The sequence below is a fragment of the Phyllobacterium bourgognense genome (assembly GCF_003337575.1).
Taxonomy (GTDB): Bacteria; Pseudomonadota; Alphaproteobacteria; order Rhizobiales; family Rhizobiaceae; genus Phyllobacterium; species Phyllobacterium bourgognense.
Genome location: NZ_QPJM01000008.1, coordinates 145,849 through 164,813 on the forward strand (window position 1 = coordinate 145,849; position 18,965 = coordinate 164,813).

General features: G+C 54.1%; 19 protein-coding genes and 2 pseudogenes. 8 read left to right on the plus strand and 13 right to left on the minus strand.

What is annotated here, in order from left to right; all coding sequences use genetic code 11:
• Nucleotides 1–41: 41 nt before the first annotated feature.
• The 9 genes and pseudogenes from C7476_RS15415 to C7476_RS15450 form a co-directional block, all read right to left on the minus strand.
• Nucleotides 42–1,070, minus strand: coding sequence for a substrate-binding domain-containing protein (locus tag C7476_RS15415; protein WP_114430797.1), 1,029 nt, complete (start codon nucleotides 1,068–1,070; stop codon nucleotides 42–44).
• Between the two features lie 669 nt (nucleotides 1,071–1,739).
• A complete protein-coding gene (locus C7476_RS27845) occupies nucleotides 1,740–1,928 on the minus strand; it encodes a hypothetical protein (protein ID WP_147274658.1) in 189 nt (62 codons plus the stop codon).
• An 8-nt stretch (nucleotides 1,929–1,936) separates the two neighbouring features.
• Nucleotides 1,937–2,254 (minus strand): hypothetical protein, encoded by a 318-nt coding sequence (locus tag C7476_RS27850; RefSeq protein WP_147274659.1) that lies wholly within the window; start codon nucleotides 2,252–2,254, stop codon nucleotides 1,937–1,939.
• Between the two features lie 77 nt (nucleotides 2,255–2,331).
• Nucleotides 2,332–3,208 (minus strand): annotated as a pseudogene (locus C7476_RS28695) (nucleotidyl transferase AbiEii/AbiGii toxin family protein).
• Nucleotides 3,201–3,821, minus strand: a complete 621-nt coding sequence (locus tag C7476_RS15430; RefSeq protein ID WP_114430799.1) for a type IV toxin-antitoxin system AbiEi family antitoxin domain-containing protein — start codon at nucleotides 3,819–3,821, stop codon at nucleotides 3,201–3,203. The pseudogene C7476_RS28695 and the gene C7476_RS15430 overlap by 8 nt, the downstream one beginning before the upstream one ends.
• 1,093 nt (nucleotides 3,822–4,914) lie before the next feature.
• A complete protein-coding gene (locus tag C7476_RS28170; RefSeq protein WP_245426370.1) occupies nucleotides 4,915–5,418 on the minus strand; it encodes an autotransporter outer membrane beta-barrel domain-containing protein in 504 nt (167 codons plus the stop codon).
• Nucleotides 5,330–5,617 (minus strand): annotated as a pseudogene (locus C7476_RS28705) (DUF983 domain-containing protein); the annotation flags it as partial. The gene C7476_RS28170 and the pseudogene C7476_RS28705, both read right to left, overlap by 89 nt.
• 19 nt (nucleotides 5,618–5,636) lie before the next feature.
• Nucleotides 5,637–5,945, minus strand: coding sequence for a tautomerase family protein (locus C7476_RS15445; protein ID WP_114430800.1), 309 nt, complete (start codon nucleotides 5,943–5,945; stop codon nucleotides 5,637–5,639).
• Nucleotides 5,946–6,000: 55 nt separating this feature from the next.
• Nucleotides 6,001–6,990: a zinc-dependent alcohol dehydrogenase family protein gene (locus tag C7476_RS15450; protein WP_114430801.1), complete on the minus strand. Its 990-nt coding sequence runs from the start codon at nucleotides 6,988–6,990 to the stop codon at nucleotides 6,001–6,003.
• Nucleotides 6,991–7,218: 228 nt separating this feature from the next.
• On the opposite strand from C7476_RS15450, the gene C7476_RS15455 reads away from it, so the two are divergent.
• Complete coding sequence (locus C7476_RS15455; protein WP_114430802.1) at nucleotides 7,219–7,935, plus strand: hypothetical protein; 717 nt, start codon at nucleotides 7,219–7,221, stop codon at nucleotides 7,933–7,935.
• 207 nt (nucleotides 7,936–8,142) lie between these two features.
• Here C7476_RS15455 and C7476_RS15460 read toward each other — a convergent pair whose 3' ends face one another.
• The 3 genes from C7476_RS15460 to C7476_RS15470 form a co-directional block, all read right to left on the minus strand.
• On the minus strand, nucleotides 8,143–8,487 hold the full coding sequence (locus C7476_RS15460) for a carboxymuconolactone decarboxylase family protein (protein ID WP_114430803.1): 345 nt from the start codon (nucleotides 8,485–8,487) through the stop codon (nucleotides 8,143–8,145).
• A 30-nt stretch (nucleotides 8,488–8,517) separates the two neighbouring features.
• On the minus strand, nucleotides 8,518–9,483 hold the full coding sequence (locus C7476_RS15465; RefSeq protein ID WP_245426371.1) for an MBL fold metallo-hydrolase: 966 nt from the start codon (nucleotides 9,481–9,483) through the stop codon (nucleotides 8,518–8,520).
• 69 nt (nucleotides 9,484–9,552) lie between these two features.
• Nucleotides 9,553–10,377, minus strand: a complete 825-nt coding sequence (locus C7476_RS15470; protein ID WP_114430805.1) for an alpha/beta fold hydrolase — start codon at nucleotides 10,375–10,377, stop codon at nucleotides 9,553–9,555.
• 502 nt (nucleotides 10,378–10,879) lie between these two features.
• Here C7476_RS15470 and C7476_RS15475 point away from each other — a divergent pair.
• From C7476_RS15475 to C7476_RS15485, 3 genes are read left to right on the plus strand one after another with little or no spacing between them, the layout of a single operon-like run.
• Complete coding sequence (locus C7476_RS15475; RefSeq protein WP_114430866.1) at nucleotides 10,880–12,928, plus strand: PAS domain-containing protein; 2,049 nt, start codon at nucleotides 10,880–10,882, stop codon at nucleotides 12,926–12,928.
• A 4-nt stretch (nucleotides 12,929–12,932) separates the two neighbouring features.
• Nucleotides 12,933–13,571 carry a response regulator transcription factor gene (locus C7476_RS15480; RefSeq protein WP_114430806.1) on the plus strand — a complete coding sequence of 213 codons (639 nt, stop codon included), beginning with the start codon at nucleotides 12,933–12,935 and terminating at the stop codon, nucleotides 13,569–13,571.
• A 7-nt stretch (nucleotides 13,572–13,578) separates the two neighbouring features.
• Nucleotides 13,579–13,953: a response regulator transcription factor gene (locus C7476_RS15485; RefSeq protein WP_114430807.1), complete on the plus strand. Its 375-nt coding sequence runs from the start codon at nucleotides 13,579–13,581 to the stop codon at nucleotides 13,951–13,953.
• On the opposite strand, the gene C7476_RS15490 is transcribed toward C7476_RS15485, so the two are convergent.
• A complete protein-coding gene (locus tag C7476_RS15490) occupies nucleotides 13,928–14,893 on the minus strand; it encodes an AraC family transcriptional regulator (RefSeq protein ID WP_114430808.1) in 966 nt (321 codons plus the stop codon). The two genes, C7476_RS15485 and C7476_RS15490, sit on opposite strands and share 26 nt — an antisense overlap.
• 103 nt (nucleotides 14,894–14,996) lie before the next feature.
• Between C7476_RS15490 and C7476_RS15495 the strand changes: the two genes are divergently transcribed.
• The 4 genes from C7476_RS15495 to C7476_RS15510 all read left to right on the plus strand — a co-directional run bounded on the left by C7476_RS15495 (nucleotide 14,997) and on the right by C7476_RS15510 (nucleotide 18,538).
• Entirely contained in the window at nucleotides 14,997–15,449 is a 453-nt protein-coding gene (locus C7476_RS15495; protein WP_114430809.1) for a nuclear transport factor 2 family protein, read from the plus strand.
• On the plus strand, nucleotides 15,446–16,534 hold the full coding sequence (locus C7476_RS15500) for a Gfo/Idh/MocA family protein (RefSeq protein ID WP_114430810.1): 1,089 nt from the start codon (nucleotides 15,446–15,448) through the stop codon (nucleotides 16,532–16,534). The genes C7476_RS15495 and C7476_RS15500 overlap by 4 nt, the downstream gene beginning before the upstream one ends.
• Complete coding sequence (locus C7476_RS15505) at nucleotides 16,527–17,552, plus strand: zinc-binding dehydrogenase (RefSeq protein ID WP_114430811.1); 1,026 nt, start codon at nucleotides 16,527–16,529, stop codon at nucleotides 17,550–17,552. Before C7476_RS15500 ends, C7476_RS15505 begins: the two co-directional genes overlap by 8 nt.
• Nucleotides 17,553–17,614: 62 nt before the next feature.
• Nucleotides 17,615–18,538: an SDR family NAD(P)-dependent oxidoreductase gene (locus C7476_RS15510; RefSeq protein ID WP_181872454.1), complete on the plus strand. Its 924-nt coding sequence runs from the start codon at nucleotides 17,615–17,617 to the stop codon at nucleotides 18,536–18,538.
• Nucleotides 18,539–18,965 lie beyond the last annotated feature (427 nt).

An 18,965-nucleotide genomic window follows, 5' to 3' on the forward strand; every position in this document is an offset into this window, starting at 1 on the left:
TGGCTACCCGGACTTGCCGCCCGGATAGCCGGTTGCAATGCCTATTCCTCGATACCCTTGGTGCCGCGGCGCTTGAGGTATTTGTCCCAGAAGAAATCGTCGGCATTTTCGGCGGTGACGATGGAAAGCCCGTTGTCCACGAAGGGGATGCTCATCGGATTGAGCCCTGCACGCTTGGCATCGTTCATGGGATCGATCAGTTCCGGATGCTTGGCCAGCCAGAGCAGCATGAAGCCCATGTAGCCCTGCATGCCCTGATTGGGATTGATCGAGCCGAAGACTTCACCTGCCTTGATCATGTCAAGGATGTTGGCGTTGACGTCCGCACACATGACGAGAATCTTGCCGCCGCTTTCCTTGTTGGCCTGGGCGGCGCCGATGGCCGAATTCGCCTCCGGCATGAAGACGGCCGCGAGATTGGGATTGGCCTGAACGATACTCATCAGGCCCTGATAGGCCTTGGTCGGATCCTGGTTCGAGGCTGCTCTGCCGACGAGTTTCATGTCGGGCCACTTTGCCTTCATACGGTCGATGAAAGCCGTGACGCGCTTGTCGTGATTGTCCTGCCCGGGATTCTCGAGGACGGCGTATTCGCCCTTGCCTCCGAGCTTCTCGGCAATGGCATCGGCAGCATAGGTGCCCTCGCGTATATTGTCGGACGTAATAAAGGAAATCCGCTTGGAAAGCGGCGAGTCGGCCGCGAATGTCACGACTGCCGTACCCTGGCCGATCGCCCGGTTGATCGGTTCAATGAATGGATCCGAGTTCATCGGGTGAACGAGAATGCCAGCGGGATTCTGCGCAAGCGCCTGGTCGAAGCTGGCGATCTGCTTGTTGACGTCATATTCCGGTGTTCCGGTATAGGCCGTTTCGCAACCGAGCTGCTTGCCCGCCTGCTTGAACATTTCATAGACGGGGAACCAGTATTCAACGCCGGAAACCATGACGTTCATGACGTATTTTTCGCCCGGTTCGCAGCGAAACGGCGATTCTTCGGCAGCTTTAGCAGGGGCTGCGGAATACGCCATGACCAGGACTGCCATGGCCGTTGTGCTTAAAAAAGTGCGCAAGTGTCCTCCTCGAGGCCGAAGCCCCTCCCATTGGTTCGTGGTGCCGCGCAGGCGGCCACTATTCGTTGTGAAGTCCAGCAATCCTCCTCGAATGCTGTCGGGAACCAATCAAGCCTAAAAGAAAATCATTGTCAATATAATTCAATCTGTGAATTATAATTCACCCGGCTATCCGGATTCATTCCCGGCGGATATCCGCGACAGTTATAATCCGAATGGTGTCGGCTACCCATGGACATACCTTCGCCTGCACCACCCGCCCTGCGCGCCGCATGATCCAGAGAAGTTGCCGGGATCGATTATCCACACCGCCAATAGAAATAATGCGATACCGTCGGGATTCCCCGTTTCCTGTGCGATTCCGCAGCGTTTTGTGTGGAACAATTGCCATGGCTGCACTTTTTCGGGTGGGGCGTGCTGGACGTCAGAGGCCAGATTTACCTGATATGTCGACCTCTCTCGGCCTCATCCAGTCGTCCCGAAGGAATCGGTCTACACCTTGTGACGTGGATGAACCAAGCGGAGGCGACCATGCACTGCGACAACCGTATCCCGCCAGACACCAACTGGATATAACTCGTTGATCCTATTGGGGCGCGGCAATATAGATCTCCGTTGGACAGACCTATCTGATGGATCAATGCCGGCTCATCAAGCCTGAAATTTGGGCTATTTTCTTGGGATGAAGGCATCAATATCGAAGAAGTAATGCGCGCCAGCTATGAAAATCTCGGCGGTAAACCGTATTTTTCGGCGAAAGACCCAGCGGGCAGGATAATTGCCGACGAAGTCTTCGGCGGGCCCGCCGAACTTCCCCGTATCGTCGAACATCTGGTCAACTGGCTCTCTCAGCAGCACGACCCACTCTATTGTTTGTCGGCGAACAAGCGATCGGCAACCTCTTGACTAAAGGCGCCAGCAGCGGCTTGGGCCGCGAAGCGTGATCGGATGGTGTCGAGGCTAGATGGATAGATGCCGCCTTGACGAAGAACGTCGACTTCTGCGTCAGTCAGGCGGATAGAATGCCAAGCGCGGATGGTGCGGGCTTCCATCAGCCGCATGATATGCTCCTTTACCCACATGAACTCGCCCGCATAGGGATTCTCGACAGGGCATTGTGCGATCGGAGGCCTCACGCTCCAGCCATTGGCGGCGAGAGGTGAGCATGTAATCGCGGATGACATCGGGCGTCGAGGTCGCCGCGCAACTCGCTGTCGAAGGTTTCGACATCCCAGACGTCAATGATCACGACGCCCTCAAGTCATGTCTCATTCTCATTTCTTGCCACGATTCGCGTGCATGACGGGCCGACCAACTCCCAAACTCCTTCGATGATCGATTCCAGCGAAACAGTCTCTAGTTCGAGCGACGCGGCGTAAGCACGCCATTGCCGCTGCTTCCCTTCGTCGCCAAACATCTCGACCGAGAGGCCTGGTGGGCGTTCTTTCGGGATCAGCGTCCGCCGGCGCTCGAACGTCGCGCTGATGGCCGCATCCAGATCTTCAGCGGAAATGTCCATCGCACGCGGGATCGCCCACAGGTCGTAATAGTCCTTCATCCGTTCGTTGAGGACGCCAAGCGCCACCATTGCCTGGAACTTCTCGGCGATCACCGTGGCGGGCGGATAGGAGCGAACCTGCGGAGCGGGAAAATCCAGCAGGATCGGATAGTCGAGCCCGCTGCGTCGGATCGGCCAAAGCGTCTCCGAAACCGATATCGATTGTGACGGGAATGCGCGTCCTTTCGAGATAGGCCGCGGTTTTGCGAACGCCGCCATATTCCATCTCTTCTCGAATAACCGTCGCAACGAGCGCGTCGATATCGAAGGTGAGGCCATCGTCGCTCTCGATCGCCATGATCTTCCCGAAGTCGGCGATCAGACGGTCAGGATCGTCGTCCCCATGTCCGAGAAAGTCCGCATCCCGCGTCACACGATTGTCGTCCGCCACCCAAACTATGACCAGCATGCCGCCTTTCAGGACGAAGCGGTCCGAATGCGCTGAGATCGACAGGCGATAGAGCAGTCGTTCGAGCGCGAATCGCACCAGCAGGACGTCGAATGCGCGACCTTCTTTGCGAGCGATATTGAGCAGCCGATCCTTGACCGACTTCGCCATGTTCGTCGGTGGTTTAGCCATTAAAGGTGAGCGCCTCAAGATAGGGTTGCATGACCTTCCAGGCGCCGCCGGCCTTCGCGGCCTGGGCGATTGCGCTCGGAGTTGCCTTGCGTTGCTGGAGAGCAGCGCGCAGGCCTTCTACAGCGACCGATCTGTCCACCAGTTTGGGGTTTCGGAAAAGGTCGGCAAGGGTCTTCGGGATCGAATAAACCGGAACGTCAATGCCGGCGATTACATGATGTTCGATGCCCTGTCGCAGATATGGATCCGTGAAACGGACCATACGCAGCGGGGGATAGGACTGCACGGGCGCCCAATCGCTCGTCCCGATCGCTATCCAAACGCGCCGCGGCACTTGGTCGGTCAGTCCGTGGAAGGCGAGCGCCGACACCAGAGCGATCACGCCTTTGGGTGCGCGCATGATGGCTTCAGCAAGGATCTGGTTCTCCTCGATTTCCGTGTCACGCTTTTGATAAACGCCGCGCGAGATACGCTCGATTTCACCGCCCTCGACGGCGCGCGCGATCGTTTGCGCGCTGATGCCAGCCGCGCGCAACTCATGCGCATGCATCATGCTGCGCGCATTGAGCAGGTTTCTGAGCTTCACTTTTTGTGAATCTTGCGCCGATGGCATGTTACAAATCCTCTAATAGATCGCGATGTTATCAGAGGTTTTGTAACATGCCATCCCTGCAGTAGCCAAAAATAGACGGCCAGCCTCCCGCGAGTTCAGATTATCTGCCGGTGCTTCTCCCGCTGCTTCTCATGGGCCTGGATCATTCACACTCTATTGTTTAAACAATTGAAATTGCTTGCAAATACTTCCTGGCGGCGAGAAAACTCCGGCATTGGGCCTGTCAAAAAGTTACACTATTGATTTCAAAGGGAAAATCGGCGCAAAAATTTTTCTGTGGTTCACTAACTATCGAGGTTAATCGGACGATTTTTACGCCTCGCGGCCTCCGACAATGCACCCGACACTGCCTCTAAAAGTACCGTCATCAAGCCATATCACGCTTTGAAAACCGGTGCCATCGTCTCGGCACTCGCCTGTATTTATAGGTGTGCCGTAGTTACGCGTAGAGTTCTCCATGCTCAACCTTGAAATGCTATCTGTCGACCCAGGGACCACCGGCGACCCACTCCGCATTGAAAGGCGCAGCCTCGGTCGTTGCGATCATGGGTGGCATCACAACTTGGGCGATGCGCGCCTGGATTTCCGAAAGCGGTTCGGAGGCGAGGTCGGTCCGCCTCGGAAACGCGCCCACTAGACTTGCTTCGCTTGTGCAAAACCCGCCGTCAGCGCCCGTGGCGTTTCGGTGCGAAGCGCTGTCTCGCGGCGCTTGAAGGTCGTCTGGATCGCAAATCAAAGGCTCTTTTGTCTCTATATCCGATGGTTTGCCTTTAAAAAGCAAAGCGACAGTGGGCGCCTAAGTACAGCAGGGCAGCAGACTTTGCGCGCGGTTGCTGTTGTGCGGAATCAGGTAGCAAATACTACTACATCGACCGTATCTCGTTGACTCAATTTGCAAACCTTCTCGACCCTCTAGCCGTCATCGCGAAAGGCCGAATAGTTGAGCATGGACCGGGTTAATAAAACTTTGCGTGCACAACTGGCGGCTAAGTTTCGCCACCAGTTGTGGATTGTCGTTAGCCAAGTTTGCCATGTCCACGCGAGCGTTTTTTCTTACGCGGATTTGAAGTTCTCAATACCTTGCCATTCGATCTTAGAAACTTATTGACAAGTGGAGCTTACCCTCCCACGCATCGAGGTCATTTTGGCCGAAGCTCAAATATCCTCCGGTCGCTTCGATCTGGATATTGTCATTCAGCAGCATTCTGAGCCCCGAGCGAAGTGAGAACGCCCAGGGCGACGGCGTTACCTCGGATAGGTCGCCCGTCAGGATCTTGCCGTCGTTGGGCCGCTCGAATTGGTATTCGGCACCGAGTTCGGCGAAGGCGAGAAACGGCTGCCCGTCCGGCAGACGGAAGTAACGGCTGACCTCTGTCGAGAGATCGAGGACGCCATAATTGAAGCTGTCGCCGGGAAGGGAAACGCTGACCGGTATGTTGAGAAGGCTGCCCGAGAGGTCGTAAGCGTCGCTGTTGATATGGGACCAACTGACGGATGCCTTGGGGCGTAAGCAAATGAACCCAAAACGGTGGCTGATAGACGATCTCGAGCCAGAGAGCGAAAGCGACCGCGGGAATGCAAGTGAACATAATAACAAAGAAAGCAGGTCCGTCTGCCGGGTCGGCGAAGGAGTAGTCCAACCCGCACACTTCGCATTTTGCCCGTATTTTCAAAAAGCCCTCGAACAAATGACCCTCGCCACACCGCGGGCAACGTCCGCGTAATCCGGTTTGCATCGGGGATAGTGGAGAGGTTTGTTCAGTTGGCACAACTGGTACTCCGGCTTGTGGAAGCATCTCACCGTTTCATTTTTTGTTACGTGGCCTCAGCTCTTGGTGGCAATGCGGTGGCAAATTCGTCCCGGGAAGTAGGCGTACCATCAATCATTTCATAGACGGCCTTCGAACGACCGAGTGTAGCCATCAACGAAGAAGGCCCTGCAAACGGTTCACCGCCAATATGCCATCCATCGGTGTGGAGTTCCTCGATCAATACCCAAGTTACCGACCTGAACGCCTCGGAACCTTCGAACTTCACCATGACATCGGTAATCGCTTTCGCAAGCGCATGTTTTTGTGTGCTAGTAAATACGCCGTCTACAAGTTTGATATTTACGAAGGGCATTGCAAATCTCCACTTTCAGTCACGTGTTAGGGAGCTCTGAGACTCGACAACTCGGTTAACCGACGTCGACAACCAGTTTTCCATTGGCCTTTCGGGTTTCAATCAACTCATGCGCATTCGTCGCGGTTTCGAGGGTGAATGTACGCGGATCAAGGCGCGGCGAGACCTTGCCGACCTCTGCCAGTTTTGTCGCTTCCCGCATGATATCGCCGTGATGCTCGCGCCCTTCTCCGGTCAAAAGAGGGAGCAATGTGAACACCCCAGAGTATGTCGCTGACTTGAACGATAGAGGAGCGAGGGCATGAGTGCCCCAACCGAGACAACTTACGACATGCCCGAACCGGGTAACCGCTTTAAACGCGGTATCCAACCCTGCGCCGCCCACAGTGTCATAGACGACATCGAAACCTTTGCCCCCGGAATGTCTCGTCACGTACTCATCAACGTTTTCAGACGTGTAGTCGATTGCGGTAGCGCCGAGACTGCGCAAGTAATCTCCCTTGGTCGTGGAATCGACAGCGTAAACGTCGGCTCCCAACGCTTTGGCAATCTGTACCGCGATATGGCCAACGCCTCCGCCTGCACCGAGCACGAGAACTGTTTGCCCGGCTCGCACGTTTACCCTATCCACGAGACCTTCCCACGCAGTGATGAAGATGAGCGGAAGTGCTGCCGCATCGCGCATTGAAAGGTTCGACGGCTTGAGAGCCAATAGCCGCTCATCGACAGCGGCGTACTCGGCAAGTGAACCCTGATGGCCACCTACTCCGCCGGTCATTCCGTAGACTTCATCACCGGGCGAAAACCGCGTAACCCCCTCGCCCACCTCAATCACAACTCCCGCAAGATCAAGTCCGAGAACGGCGGGTAGCTCGTGCCGGGCATGCGCAGCCGCGCCAGCACGAATTTTCGTATCGAGGGGATTAACACCACTTGCCTTTACTCGAACCAGAACCTCGCCACGCTTTGCCACCGGATGCTCAAGTTCGGAGACCCGGAAAGGACCATTTGCTGCTTCGACCACAGCAGCTCTCATTTTAGGCATTTCAGTCTCCTTGCAATATTTTCAAGTCGACTTTGCGCCAAATACTGAGTCGGAGAAATCATATAAACCTTTAGTAGGCCGGTACGCGAACCCGCTCAACGACGGCAGTCACGCGCCACACTCTCTAACGGGAACACATGATTTTGAAATTTCAGTAGGGGCGTAAATTGGTAAAGCCGATCACGCGCGGTCGCCCTGATCGCTGGGACTCGGCAACGGGAGCGAAGATTGAACAAGCTGCTTTACAAGGCCATCGTGGCGCACGGAGGTCTTTCCCGCTGGAGCGGCTGTCGCGCTATAAAGGCCACCGCGTTGCTCGCCGGTGAATTCTGTCCCAGTGTGCAGCTCGAAGAAGTCCGGGAACTGACGGTATTGCCGCACCTTCAACGAGCGATAGTTAAGCCCTTGGGTTGTACTGACTGCCGAAGCGACCTTGACCACAACGACTTCTCGCTTGTCCGCGATAAGGACACGTTCGTTACCCGGGTCGCGGACGTGCGATCCGGGCAAATGACGTATGACTTTAAAACTCCGATAGGCCAACCGCTCGGAGCATTCCTGACATGCAGCGCAGTTCGAACGTTCCTGACCACCCCCTTTTTGTTGACGTTGGAGGGTGTTGAAGTAAGCGAACTGGTTCCTTGGAACGAGGGGGGGGAGCAATGGCGGGTCCTAAGGGCTGAATTTCCACCAGATCTTGCCACCATAGCTCGTGTCCAGGACTTCTTCTTTGGTGGTGATTTTCTGTTACGGAGACATGACTACCATATTGATGGCGATACAGGCATCACGATGACTGAGATGATATCCGACTACGTTGAATGCCAAGGTATCAAGATGCCGACAAGATTACGCGGCTACGCGCGGCGTTCGGACCTGACCCCTGATCTTGGTCGGACGATGATATCGATTAATCTCAAAAGACTGAATTTCATTTTGGAGTAATGTTGCTGTTGTTCCATTACACCCAGCCCCGGACCACAAACTTTAGGATAAGTGATTTTTTTGTTTGGAGGGTATCAGCGAATTATCGCGCGACTATCGGCAAGCACGGAGGTCCTCCCCAGCTTGTTTTCGATGTCGAAGCATTTTGTGGAACTTATCAAACGCTGACTTTATGCCTTGCCGATCATCGGCCGAGCCCTATAGCCATCAAGAAGTCTTCGACTTTACGGCATCCATTACGCGAGTGGAGTAAACTAGACCTGCTCCCGCATTAACGCTAATTGCGACCCCCAGCGCCTCCGCAATTTCTTCGCGCGTCGCACCAGCCTTTAAAGCAGCGTCCGTGTGGACGACGATGCAGCCATCGCATCGCAAGGAGACGGCGGCCGCGAGTGCGATCAGCTCGTTAACTTTGGATCCAAGCAGATTGGTTTTGCGGGCTGCTCCACCAATTGCCTGATATCCTTTGATCACATCGGGATTCAGCGTAGCAAATTCGCCAACTCCGGTGAGAACCTGTTTGTGATAGGCATTCCAATCGATCATTGCCATTACATACCTCGTCGCAAGGTTCCAGCCAGCTCACACCCCGTGATAAACAAGACGGGTGAAAAAATCCGGACCTATGACGAATTGCCCCCATTTGGCATCAAACTGGGCTGTCGGTTTTGCAGCAATGACTGCGTCGATTGGCTTTCCTTCGGCCTTGAGTTTCGCGACGCTGCCGCGGATATCGACAAGCATCGTCCCGTATTCGCTCAGCTCGGATTTTTTGCTTTTGGGCTGCCCGTGACCGGGGATAACGATCGTCTCATCCGTGATATCGGAAAGAATTTCTTCCACAGCCTTGATCTTGCCGTCGATGCCTCCGCCAGTCGAATAGTCAATGAACGGGTAAATGCCGTTCCAGTAAAGATCGCCGGTGTGGACAATATCTGCCTCACTGAACGTCACCGAGATATCGCCATCCGTATGGGCATTGGGATGATGTTTCAGCAATAACGTTGACTTGTTCAGTTTTAAGGTAGCCTCATCGCCGACGGTCTCAGACGGTACGGCTGCAAGCGGTGGTCGGGGGAACTCGAAATCCCAGTCGTCCACTTTTTGCACCGTCATCAGGTGGTTCTTGGTGTTTTCGTGCGCCAGGATTGCTGCGCCCTCTGCGTTCAACCACTCATTTCCGTCTGTATGGTCGAAATGCCAATGCGTATTGATGAGATGTTTGATTGGTTGCGTATCCAGACTTTTCAAAGCATCCATGATCCGATTGCGGGATGCGGTAATCCCACCGTCGATAAGTACCTTCCCATCCAAGCCGCTGAGCACGGCAATATTCCCTCCCGACCCTTCGAGTATGGCGACGCCGCCTCTTGCCTTATGCACTTTGATCGGCGCTTTAGCGGCCTCATCGCGGATCATGTCCACAATGCCCTGCGCTTTTGCGAACACTTGGCGCGGAGTTAACCAACCTCCTGATGCAGCGAAAGTCGTTGCGGCCATACAACATAGACAAAATCCGCGGCGGGAAAGTTTTAGATTGTTGGTCATAACAGGTCCCTTGTGGATGTGTGGCGGCTGCAGAAATCGGCTATTCCAAAGCCGCCTTTGCTCCGACGATTAAGCTTTGAAGAATGCTAGCAGATCGGGATTGATGATTTCGGGATGTGTGCTGCACATGCCATGAGGCAGTCCCGTGTAAACTTTCAGGGTACCGTGCTTGAGCAGCTTGACCGATAGAAGGGCAGCATCCTCAATCGGGACAATTTGGTCGTCGTCGCCGTGCATAACCAGAACGGGAACCTCGATCTTTTTCAAATCCTCGGTGAAGTCGGTTTCAGAAAAGACCTTGATGCATTCATAATGTGCGATTGCTCCGCCGATCATTCCTTGCCGCCACCAATTCTGGATCAGACCGGGAGATACTTTGACGTTCTCGCGGTTAAAGCCGTAAAACGGACCGCTGGGCACATCGAGATAAAATTGCGCACGATTTGTGGCAAGTTGCGCGCGAAGATCGTCGAATACGCTGATCGGCAAGCCGCCGGGGTTTTTGTCGGACTTCAACATTACAGGTGGGATCGCAGAAATTATAACCGCCTTGGCGACTCTGCCCTTGCCATGCTTGGCAACGTAACGGGTAACTTCGCCGCCGCCTGTCGAGTGGCCTACGTGAATTGCATCACGCAGATTGAGAGCGCTTGCTAGTTCCGCAACGTCACTTGCGTAGGTATCCATGTCATTACCAGTCGCCGTTTGTGTCGAACGGCCGTGACCACGCCTGTCGTGTGCGATTACGCGATAGCCCTTGCTGAGGAAAAACAACATTTGGTTGTCCCAATCATCGGCACTGAGAGGCCAGCCATGGTGGAATACTATCGGTTGGCCCTTTCCCCAATCCTTGTAGAAAAGCTGCGTCCCGTCTTTGGTGGTGATCATGCCCATGGTCTTTTCCTCGACTGATGATGGTGTTGTTTGTGCGCTTGCGGTCGGTATCGGATACAACGGCGGCAACCCTAAAAGAGAAGCTCCCACTGCCCCGGCGGCGCCGCCCAAGACGCTTCGCCTCGAAATCGGGGGAAGATTTTTTGGAACCTCCATGTGCCTCATCCTTCAATTGGCCATCGCGGAGACGGCAGCTTGTGGAAGCAAAGTTGGCGGGCGATTTCAAATGTGCTCGGCGATCGCTTCCTTTGCTTTCAAAGATAGCAGTCGGGTAAAGTCGGCCAATTATATATTTCCGTTAGTCCAGATGATTGACTGGTCATCTGTTCTGGGTCGAAGTACAATTGTTCAAGGCTCGATAGGTCCCAACCTGGAGGGGTTCGTGAGGGGGCTGGAACTGCGGCACTACGCATCCGCACTTGCTGCAGGATGCGCCGGAACTGCTTTGGGGATAGTTGAACGCGAACCATATGGAGCGCTGTTCCTGTTCTTTGCCGCAATAATGTTCATCAAACGCAGGCGTGTTGCTATAGCCGTCGCGGTACTATTGATGGTCGCCTGTACTTTCATTGTCTTCGTGCACGCTAGCGATTCCGCCTCCCTGACCCGCCCGGCGGCATTCCTGCTATCCACCTTGGCCGCCATCTGGCTTATGAGTATATGGAGGTCGAGGACTTACGCCGAGCAATCTCTGAATGAGGCAAAACTGATAGTGGAGAGCATGCCGGGTCTCGGCTGGGCCACCGACGCAAAGGGAAATTTTGTATACGTCAGCCCAAGTGTCATTGATTACGTCGGCAAGAATACGGACGAATTCAATCAAGCCCAACGCACCGGGCTGGAGGCAGTTCATCCCGAGGATACCGACCGCGTGACTGCGGCGTGGCTTACGAGCATGCGTGAGGGCACGTCCTTCCAGTCCGTTCACCGGATAAAGCGAGCCGACGGCGAATATCGCTGGTTCCAGGCTTATGGAAAACCCCATTTCGATGGGATCGGCCAAGTTCAGGGTTGGTTTGGAACAACCATCGATGTCGATGAGAAGCATCGCGCCGAGCAGCGGCTGGAAGACAGCGAGCGGCAACTTCGAACGCTAATCGATACCTTGCCCGTGATGATATGGTGCGCGTCTCCGTCAGGAGAGCCAACCTATCCAAACCCCAAGACCCTCGAGTATCTGGGTGCAACTTTCGAGGAGATTAAATCGGACAATTTCGGCGTCGTTCACCCGGACGACGTCGAAGGTTTTCAATCTGCATGGGCGGTCTGCGTCGAAGAGAAAAAACCTCTCTCCCTGATCTGCAGGCTTCGGTACAATGACGGCACTCATCGTTGGAACAGAATAACCGCCGCTCCGCTATTGAGCGATAAAGGCGATATAATCGAGTGGTATGGCACCAACGTCGATATCGAGGAGCTCCATCAGATCCAAGAAGAGCTAAGGTCAAATGCCGAGCGGCTAAGATTGATGCTGGACACTCTTCCTGCATTCGTTTGGTGTGCGGATCCGAAAGGGCAACCAACCTATTTCAACAAGCCTTTGATGAAATATTCGGGGGTGACACTCGAAGAACTGAGAGGAGTTGAAGGCTCTGGCTTCGCGCCGATGATCAGTAGACTTGTCCATCCCGCCGATGCGCCTGCATTACTCGAGCGCTTCGAACAATCTTTCAAAACCGGCGAACCGATCGCGATAAAGTACAGACACAGGCTGGCTACTGGCCAATATCATCTCGTTGATTGCAGAGCGCGGGTCCTGCGCGATAGCCGAAACAAACTCTCGCAGTGGTACGGCGTCATTGTTGACGTTGAAGAGGAGGCGCAGGCGCAGGTCAAACTGCAGAAAGCGCAGCATCAGCTTGAACTGGCCACGCGTGCGGCAAGTCTTTCGGAATTGTCCGCGTCTATCGCTCACGAACTGAACCAGCCATTGGTGGCCGTTGTCACTAATAGCAGCGCAACCGAAAACTGGCTGGACGCCACACCTCCGAACATTCTAAGGGCGAAAGCAAGCGCCCACAAGGCCACCGACGCTGCGAATGACGCTGCCGAAGTGATCAGCAGGATAAAGGCTCTTTTCAGGCAGTCCGGGGGGTCCAAAAAGGCGGGCAATCTGAATGATGTCGTGCTGGAGGCCTGCACCCTGCTGCGTGAAAGGATCACAGCTTCAAAATGTGATTTGCGGATTGATCTGGAGCCCAATCTACCAGGCGCGCAATTCGACAAGGGACTTATCCTGCAAGTGCTCGTCAACCTCATTCAAAACGCGATGGATGCAGTTTCGACGGGCAACGGAGCGATGCGTCTTCTGGAAATAAGGTCCCGTTACAAGGATGGAACCATACAGGTGGATGTGGAGGACAATGGTGTCGGACTGCAGGACACCGAGAAAATATTCGAACCCTTTTACACCACAAAACACAACGGCATGGGAATCGGACTGTCGATCTGCCGTAGCATCATTGGGACACATGCCGGGAAGCTTTGGGCATCCCAATCTGAAAAGTCCGGCACGGTGTTCAGCTTCGCACTTCCACTATCCGGAGAATAAACCAATGTCTCATGAGGATCACAAAGCCGTATTCGTCATCGATGATGACAAACGCGTGCGAGACGGGATTTCGGAGCTGCTTGAGTCCTGGGGCATAGATGTGAAAACGTTTGCGTCCGCTCGAGAATATCTTGACGCACCCAAAGCCCAAGGTCCGTCATGCCTGGTGCTCGATGTACGACTTCCAGATATCGGCGGATTCGAGCTTCAGGCTCAATTAGCGAGTCAGCCTCACCCGCCGATCATTTTCATAACGGGTCACGGCGACATACCTATGACGGTACGTGCTATGAAACTGGGCGCAGTCGACTTTCTTCCGAAACCGTTCAAAAAACATGAATTGCGTGTTGCGATCGAAGCGGCGCTGGAGCGCGATCGAGATGCACTTCGCGAGAGATCCTCACTACACGAGTTGCAGAACAGGCTGGAATCCTTGTCCACCAGGGAACGCGATGTCCTTCCACTCGTTGTAAGTGGGTTGATGAACAAGCAAGGCGCGGCCAAGTTGGGGATAAGCGAAATTACATTCCAGATCCACAGAGGCAACATGATGCGGAAAATGCAGGCGGACTCATTGGCCGACCTGGTACGGATCGCCACAAAACTGAGTATTCCGATCACGCATTCTCGTTATGGAAACTAGGCGCGCAATGACACATGCGCCTCCTAATTTTGCTATTATTGACGACGACAAACAGGTCCTCAACGGCTTGCGGGAGCTTTTGGAATCAGTGGGCTACGTGGCCAGAACGTATCACTCACCGAGCTCGTTTCTCTCGGGTGAAGATCTTTCAGCATGTGACTGCGTGATAACGGACATCATTATGCCGTCAATGAACGGCTTCGAGCTTGAGCAAGCTGTGAGACGTCAGCACCCTGGAATGCCCATGATATTGATGACCGGCCGCGACGACATTAAAGATCGGGGATTTGCGGGAGCCGAAGACTATAGGATATTCCTGAGAAAGCCGCTCAATACTCGCCTGCTGATGCAGGCGATCAAGCGGCTTCTTGCCTTTGGGTGACGATCGCAATTCCTGCATTTGTTTCGACGATAGTCGCAGTCTTCCTATATTCGCTAGGGCGAAAACCTATCACCTTTTTAAACGCTTTTGCAAAAGCGGCTTCTGACTGATAACCGACCCCTCTACCGATGACTGAAATCTTCTCCGTTGTTCTTTCGACCTGCTGTGCCGCCTTATATATTCGCCATTCGGTCAAATAAGCGAGGGGAGCCTGTCCAACGACCTCCTTAAACCGAGCCGCGAAGGCCGAACGAGACATTCCTGCAATCTTCGCCAATTGATCAACTGTCCAGGGAGTCTGCAGCTGGGCATGAATGGCATTTATGGTCGGCGCTAGATTTTTGTCCGCAACAGCCGCCAGCCATCCTCTCTTGGGTATTGCCCCCTGCTGGATGAACACCCGGATCGCATGAATAAACAGCAGCTCGAAAAGGCGGCGCACTACGGCATCCGAACCCGGCCCTGGGGCTTCAGATTCTGCCGCGAGCATCTCAAGCACGGACTGAAATGCCCGGCTGCGGTTCTGTTCGGACTTCAGATGAAGCATTTTCGGCAATACGTTTAACAAAGGACGAGCGTCCAGTCCTTCTGTCTCGAAGAAACCACTTATGAACGTGGTCGTGGCACCACCGCCCCCGAATTCAATTCTGTTGCCTTTGCGAAGAGCATCGACATTAAGACAATCCAACATCCGCGAGCCTTCATCATCGTAAACCTGGTAGGGTTCATTTGCGAACATGATGAATACGTCCCCAGCCCGCAACGACACGGGTTTCGGATTCTCCCGGGTAGTCAGGACTCCGGACCCACGCACGACCAGAACGAACTTGATCGCAGGATCTCCGGTCGAAGCCACCCCCCAGGGAGCAGTCGCATCGAGTGTAGTGAATTTGGCTTTCCGAATTCGCATCGAAGAGAAGATATCGGTCAAAAGGTCCAACTAAATGTTCCTATAATAGACGATCGCGCCAAAACTTGGGACGATTGAGACTGAAGGCTCTTACCTTTCGTCGCTATATGGTGTTGCGAAAAGGAGATTCCAATTGAATAACCGTCTCGCATTAATTGAAACCATCCGTGCATCGAAAGCTCGGTACTGCCGATATGTCGATACCCAGAACTGGGCGCAATTGGCCGCATTGTTCACGCGCAATCCGAACATCCGCTTTTTAGGTGAGAACGGAGTCGCGCTGGCCGAATTCAGTTCCGTCGGTGAATTCCTTGCCGTCACAAAAGCCTATCTCTCAGGTGCCAAGACCATACATCAGGTCCACAACGACGAGATCGAAGTTGTTTCGGAGGAGGAAGTCAGTGCCATTTGGTCGATGGAAGACTACCTGATTTTCCCCGACGTCAACGATAGTCGCCCCGCCTCAATGCACGGCTACGGCCACTATCATGAAACTTGGCGGCTCGAAGATGGAGAGTGGCGATTGGCGCACCTCGAACTTCGCCGCACCATCTTAGAAATCAAGCCTAAGGAGAACGCGGCGTGACCAGTCCTATCAAAGTCGGTATCATCGGTGTCCATCCTGACAAGGGATGGGCAACGACTGCCCATATCCCTGCTCTCAAAACACTACCTGACTTCCGTCTCACCGCGGTAAGCCACAACAAGCTGGAAACCGCCCGCGAGTCGGCGCTCAAGTTTGGTGCAGACCATGGTTTCGGCACCACTGACGAGCTGGTAAACGATCCAAACGTTGATCTGGTCGTCGTAACCGTCAAGGTCCCTCACCATCTTGAATTGGTAACCAAGGCGCTGGAGGCGGGAAAGTCTGTATTCTCGGAGTGGCCGCTTGGGATGAATTTGCCTGACGCTGAAAGGATGCTAACGCTCGCAAAGAACAAGAATGCGTTTACTGCAATTGGCCTTCAAACCCGTTCCGTCCCAGCGATCAACTTTATCAAGGATTTGATCAAGGACGGGTATGCCGGCGAAGTTCTCTCGGTTTCAATAATAGGCTCCGGAATAATCTGGGGCGAGGAGATTCCCGAGAGCTACCTGTATACGCTGGACATGGCAAATGGTGCGTCGATGCTTCACGTGCCGTTCGCCCATACTCTGGACGCCACGCTTTACGCCCTTGGATTGCGGCTAACTGCGGTCAACGGCTTTCTTTCGAATAGCCGCTCGATGGTCAGAATAGCGGAAACCGGGACACAAATTCCTTTGACCGCACCTGATCAGATTGTGGTGAACGGTCTGTTGGAAAATGGGGCTGCCCTTAGTGCGCACTTCCGCGGCGGCCTTTCTCGGGGAACGAATTTTCATATCGAAATCAATGGGAGCAAAGGCGATCTCATCCTGACCAGTACTGTCGGATACGTCGGTGTTGGCGGCTTCACGGTCAGGGGGGCACAAGGTGATGAACAGATGCACGAATTGCCGGTACCACCAGCGTACAATTCCCACGGATTCGAAGACGGGTTCAGTCAAAGCGTTGGTATCGCTTATTCGCGTATAGCGTCAGATATCAGAAATCAGACCACCCTGAGCCCTACTTTCGAAGACGCCGTAAAACTACACCGCATTTTAAGTGCGATCGGCACAGGTGACAGGGAATTGCACGATGCCTGATAAAATGCAGGCACTCGTGGTAACCAGGCCGGGTGGCCCCGAAGTTCTTCAGGTCCGCGAGGTCGACTTGCCTCGGCTTCGGGACGAGACTGACGTTCTTGTCCAAGTTAAGGCGACGGGTATAAATCCGGCAGACTGGCAAAACAGGAAGAACGGGGCCGTCTACGACAGTGAGGGAAGTTCCACCGCCGGACCGACAATCCTCGGCATTGATGGTGTTGGTGTGGTTGTGGGAGTCGGACGCGAAGTAACTAACGTTAAGTTGGGCGATGAAGTCTGGTATGTGGACGGCGGCTACGCGGGAAATCCCGGAAGCTATGCGCAATACAAGGTTGTTCGCGCCGACTATGTCACTCCGAAGCCAAAAACCATCGACTTCGCCGATGCCGCTGCGCTACCTGTCGTTGCGTTGACGGCATGGGAAGCGGTATTCGAGAAGGCTCGTGTCAGCCAGGATGATCATGTCCTCGTCCATGGAGGCGCAGGCGGACTCGGGCACATTGCCATACAATATCTCGCCTCCCTCAAGGCAAGAGTTGCTGCGACTGTCTCGAGTGAGGCTAAAGCGGAACTCGTCAGAGGTCTTGGGGCGGACCTGGTTATCAACTATAGGACGGAAAACGTTGAAGAGGCGCTGTACGCCTGGCGCGGTGCTCCGGGAGCGAACGTGGTGTTCGACTTCGTGGGGCAAGCGAACTTTGCTGCGAGCTTTGACCATACGGCGGCCTACGGAAGACTGGTGAATACTGTCGTGTCGGATTGGCCTGCCGGAGGAAACGGCACGGCCGAATGGAAGAATCTGGACATCAGCTTCGTTAACATCGGTCTGCCCCAGATCACTCGAAACCATGAACAACGGCTTCGGCAGACCGCTGTGCTTAAACAGATTGCCGACCTTGTTGATCGTGGAGGTCTACGAGCGCATATCGACAGGATTGTATCTTTTGCGGGCGTTGGCGAAGCACAAAGAGCTCTGGAGGCTGGCGAAACCATGGGCCGCCCTGTCCTGTTGATCTGAGCGGAGCTGGAACGTTTCGTGGTCCCCAATTACAAAATGAAATGGATTGAAAGGTCAGAGCAATGTCTCGTTTAATTCCTTTTGGATTTTCCTCAACCGCCTCCGAAGTTCTGTCCGGTGTAGATCTGACTGGCAAAACCATGATCGTAACAGGGGGAGCCAGTGGCATTGGCGTCGAAACGGTCAAAAGCCTCGCTGCAGCAGGAGCCTCGGTTACCATTGCGGCCCGCCGGCCCGAGGCAGCAGCAGAAATCGCCCAAACGCTTAGAAAACAGACTGGCAATCAAAATATCGACGTACGTCAACTTGATCTGTCGGACTTACAATCCGTGCGTGCTTTCGTTGCCGACTGGGACAAGCCTATTCATGCACTCATTAACAATGCCGGGATCATGGCTTTACCAGAATTGGATCGTTCGCGGGAAGGCTGCGAAATGCAGTTCGCCACAAACTTTCTTGGCCACTTTGCTCTCACATTGGGCCTCCGTGGCAACCTAGCAATGGCACAGGGCGCGCGTGTCGTATCGGTCAGTTCAACGGGCAGTCTGTTTGGTCCTGTGTTCTGGGACGATCCACACTTCCGCTTCATTCCCTATAATCCCCTGCTCGCATATGCTCAATCCAAGACCGCCTGCATCCTTTTATCTGTCGGAATCAAAGACCGCTGGAAGTCGGATGGGATCGTCTCCAATGCGCTCAATCCAGGTGCCATTGCCACCAACTTGCAACGCCACACCGGCGGCCTGAGAACGCCAGAACATCTTCGAAAGACTCCTGAACAGGGTGCATCGACGTCGGTGCTTTTGGCTGCGTCGCCATTGGTAGAAGGACTTAACGGTCGTTATTTTGACAACTGCCAGGAAGCCCGTTTGGTGGCGCAAAGACCAGAAGGCAAACTTGAGGGTGTCGCTGCCTATGCTCTCGACAGCACCAATGCGGATCGGCTTTGGGAGATGGCTCTCAACATTGTCGGAGAACCAAAATGAGCGAATTACCAAGATAGGTATTATCGGCTTGGGCAATCAGTGAGCGCGAATTGCAGTCGTGATGACCGAAAAGGCAAGCGCCACGCATACACGGTCTTCCAGCGTCCCAAGCGGCAGCGAGCCTAGACGCATTCGGTCTTTATCGACGAAATGATGCGTATTTGCATGAATTGTTCGCCAATCGTCTTTGTTCCGCGAACTCGGAGGAACAAGGTAATCTGCAAGTATGTGCAGAGCGATCCGATCAAGTTCTATTCTTGGAGCTAAGATTGCCGAACATTCGGAGACGATGACGCAAAGAAGCGTTGATGTCACGCCTACGCTGCAGGGCTTCAAAAGCCCGGATGGCCTAGCGGCTTCAGTCAATCGGTTGCGGCAATCGGATACTAATATGAACCCATAATTGGGTATGGCGATCCCTGTGTAT

Bases quoted from the DNA above. Each gene is read 5' to 3' on its own strand.
- C7476_RS15465 (WP_245426371.1), bottom strand. From the start codon at position 9,483: ATGACCAACAATCTAAAACTTTCCCGCCGCGGATTTTGTCTATGTTGT.
- C7476_RS15470 (WP_114430805.1), bottom strand. From the start codon at position 10,377: ATGGGCATGATCACCACCAAAGACGGGACGCAGCTTTTCTACAAGGAT.
- C7476_RS27850 (WP_147274659.1), bottom strand. From the start codon at position 2,254: ATGTCATCCGCGATTACATGCTCACCTCTCGCCGCCAATGGCTGGAGC.
- C7476_RS15460 (WP_114430803.1), bottom strand. From the start codon at position 8,487: ATGGCAATGATCGATTGGAATGCCTATCACAAACAGGTTCTCACCGGA.
- C7476_RS15475 (WP_114430866.1), top strand. From the start codon at position 10,880: ATGTTCATCAAACGCAGGCGTGTTGCTATAGCCGTCGCGGTACTATTG.
- C7476_RS15510 (WP_181872454.1), top strand. From the start codon at position 17,615: ATGTCTCGTTTAATTCCTTTTGGATTTTCCTCAACCGCCTCCGAAGTT.
- C7476_RS15450 (WP_114430801.1), bottom strand. From the start codon at position 6,990: ATGCCTAAAATGAGAGCTGCTGTGGTCGAAGCAGCAAATGGTCCTTTC.
- C7476_RS15485 (WP_114430807.1), top strand. From the start codon at position 13,579: ATGACACATGCGCCTCCTAATTTTGCTATTATTGACGACGACAAACAG.
- C7476_RS15480 (WP_114430806.1), top strand. From the start codon at position 12,933: ATGTCTCATGAGGATCACAAAGCCGTATTCGTCATCGATGATGACAAA.
- C7476_RS15505 (WP_114430811.1), top strand. From the start codon at position 16,527: ATGCCTGATAAAATGCAGGCACTCGTGGTAACCAGGCCGGGTGGCCCC.
- C7476_RS15430 (WP_114430799.1), bottom strand. From the start codon at position 3,821: ATGCCATCGGCGCAAGATTCACAAAAAGTGAAGCTCAGAAACCTGCTC.
- C7476_RS15445 (WP_114430800.1), bottom strand. From the start codon at position 5,945: ATGCCCTTCGTAAATATCAAACTTGTAGACGGCGTATTTACTAGCACA.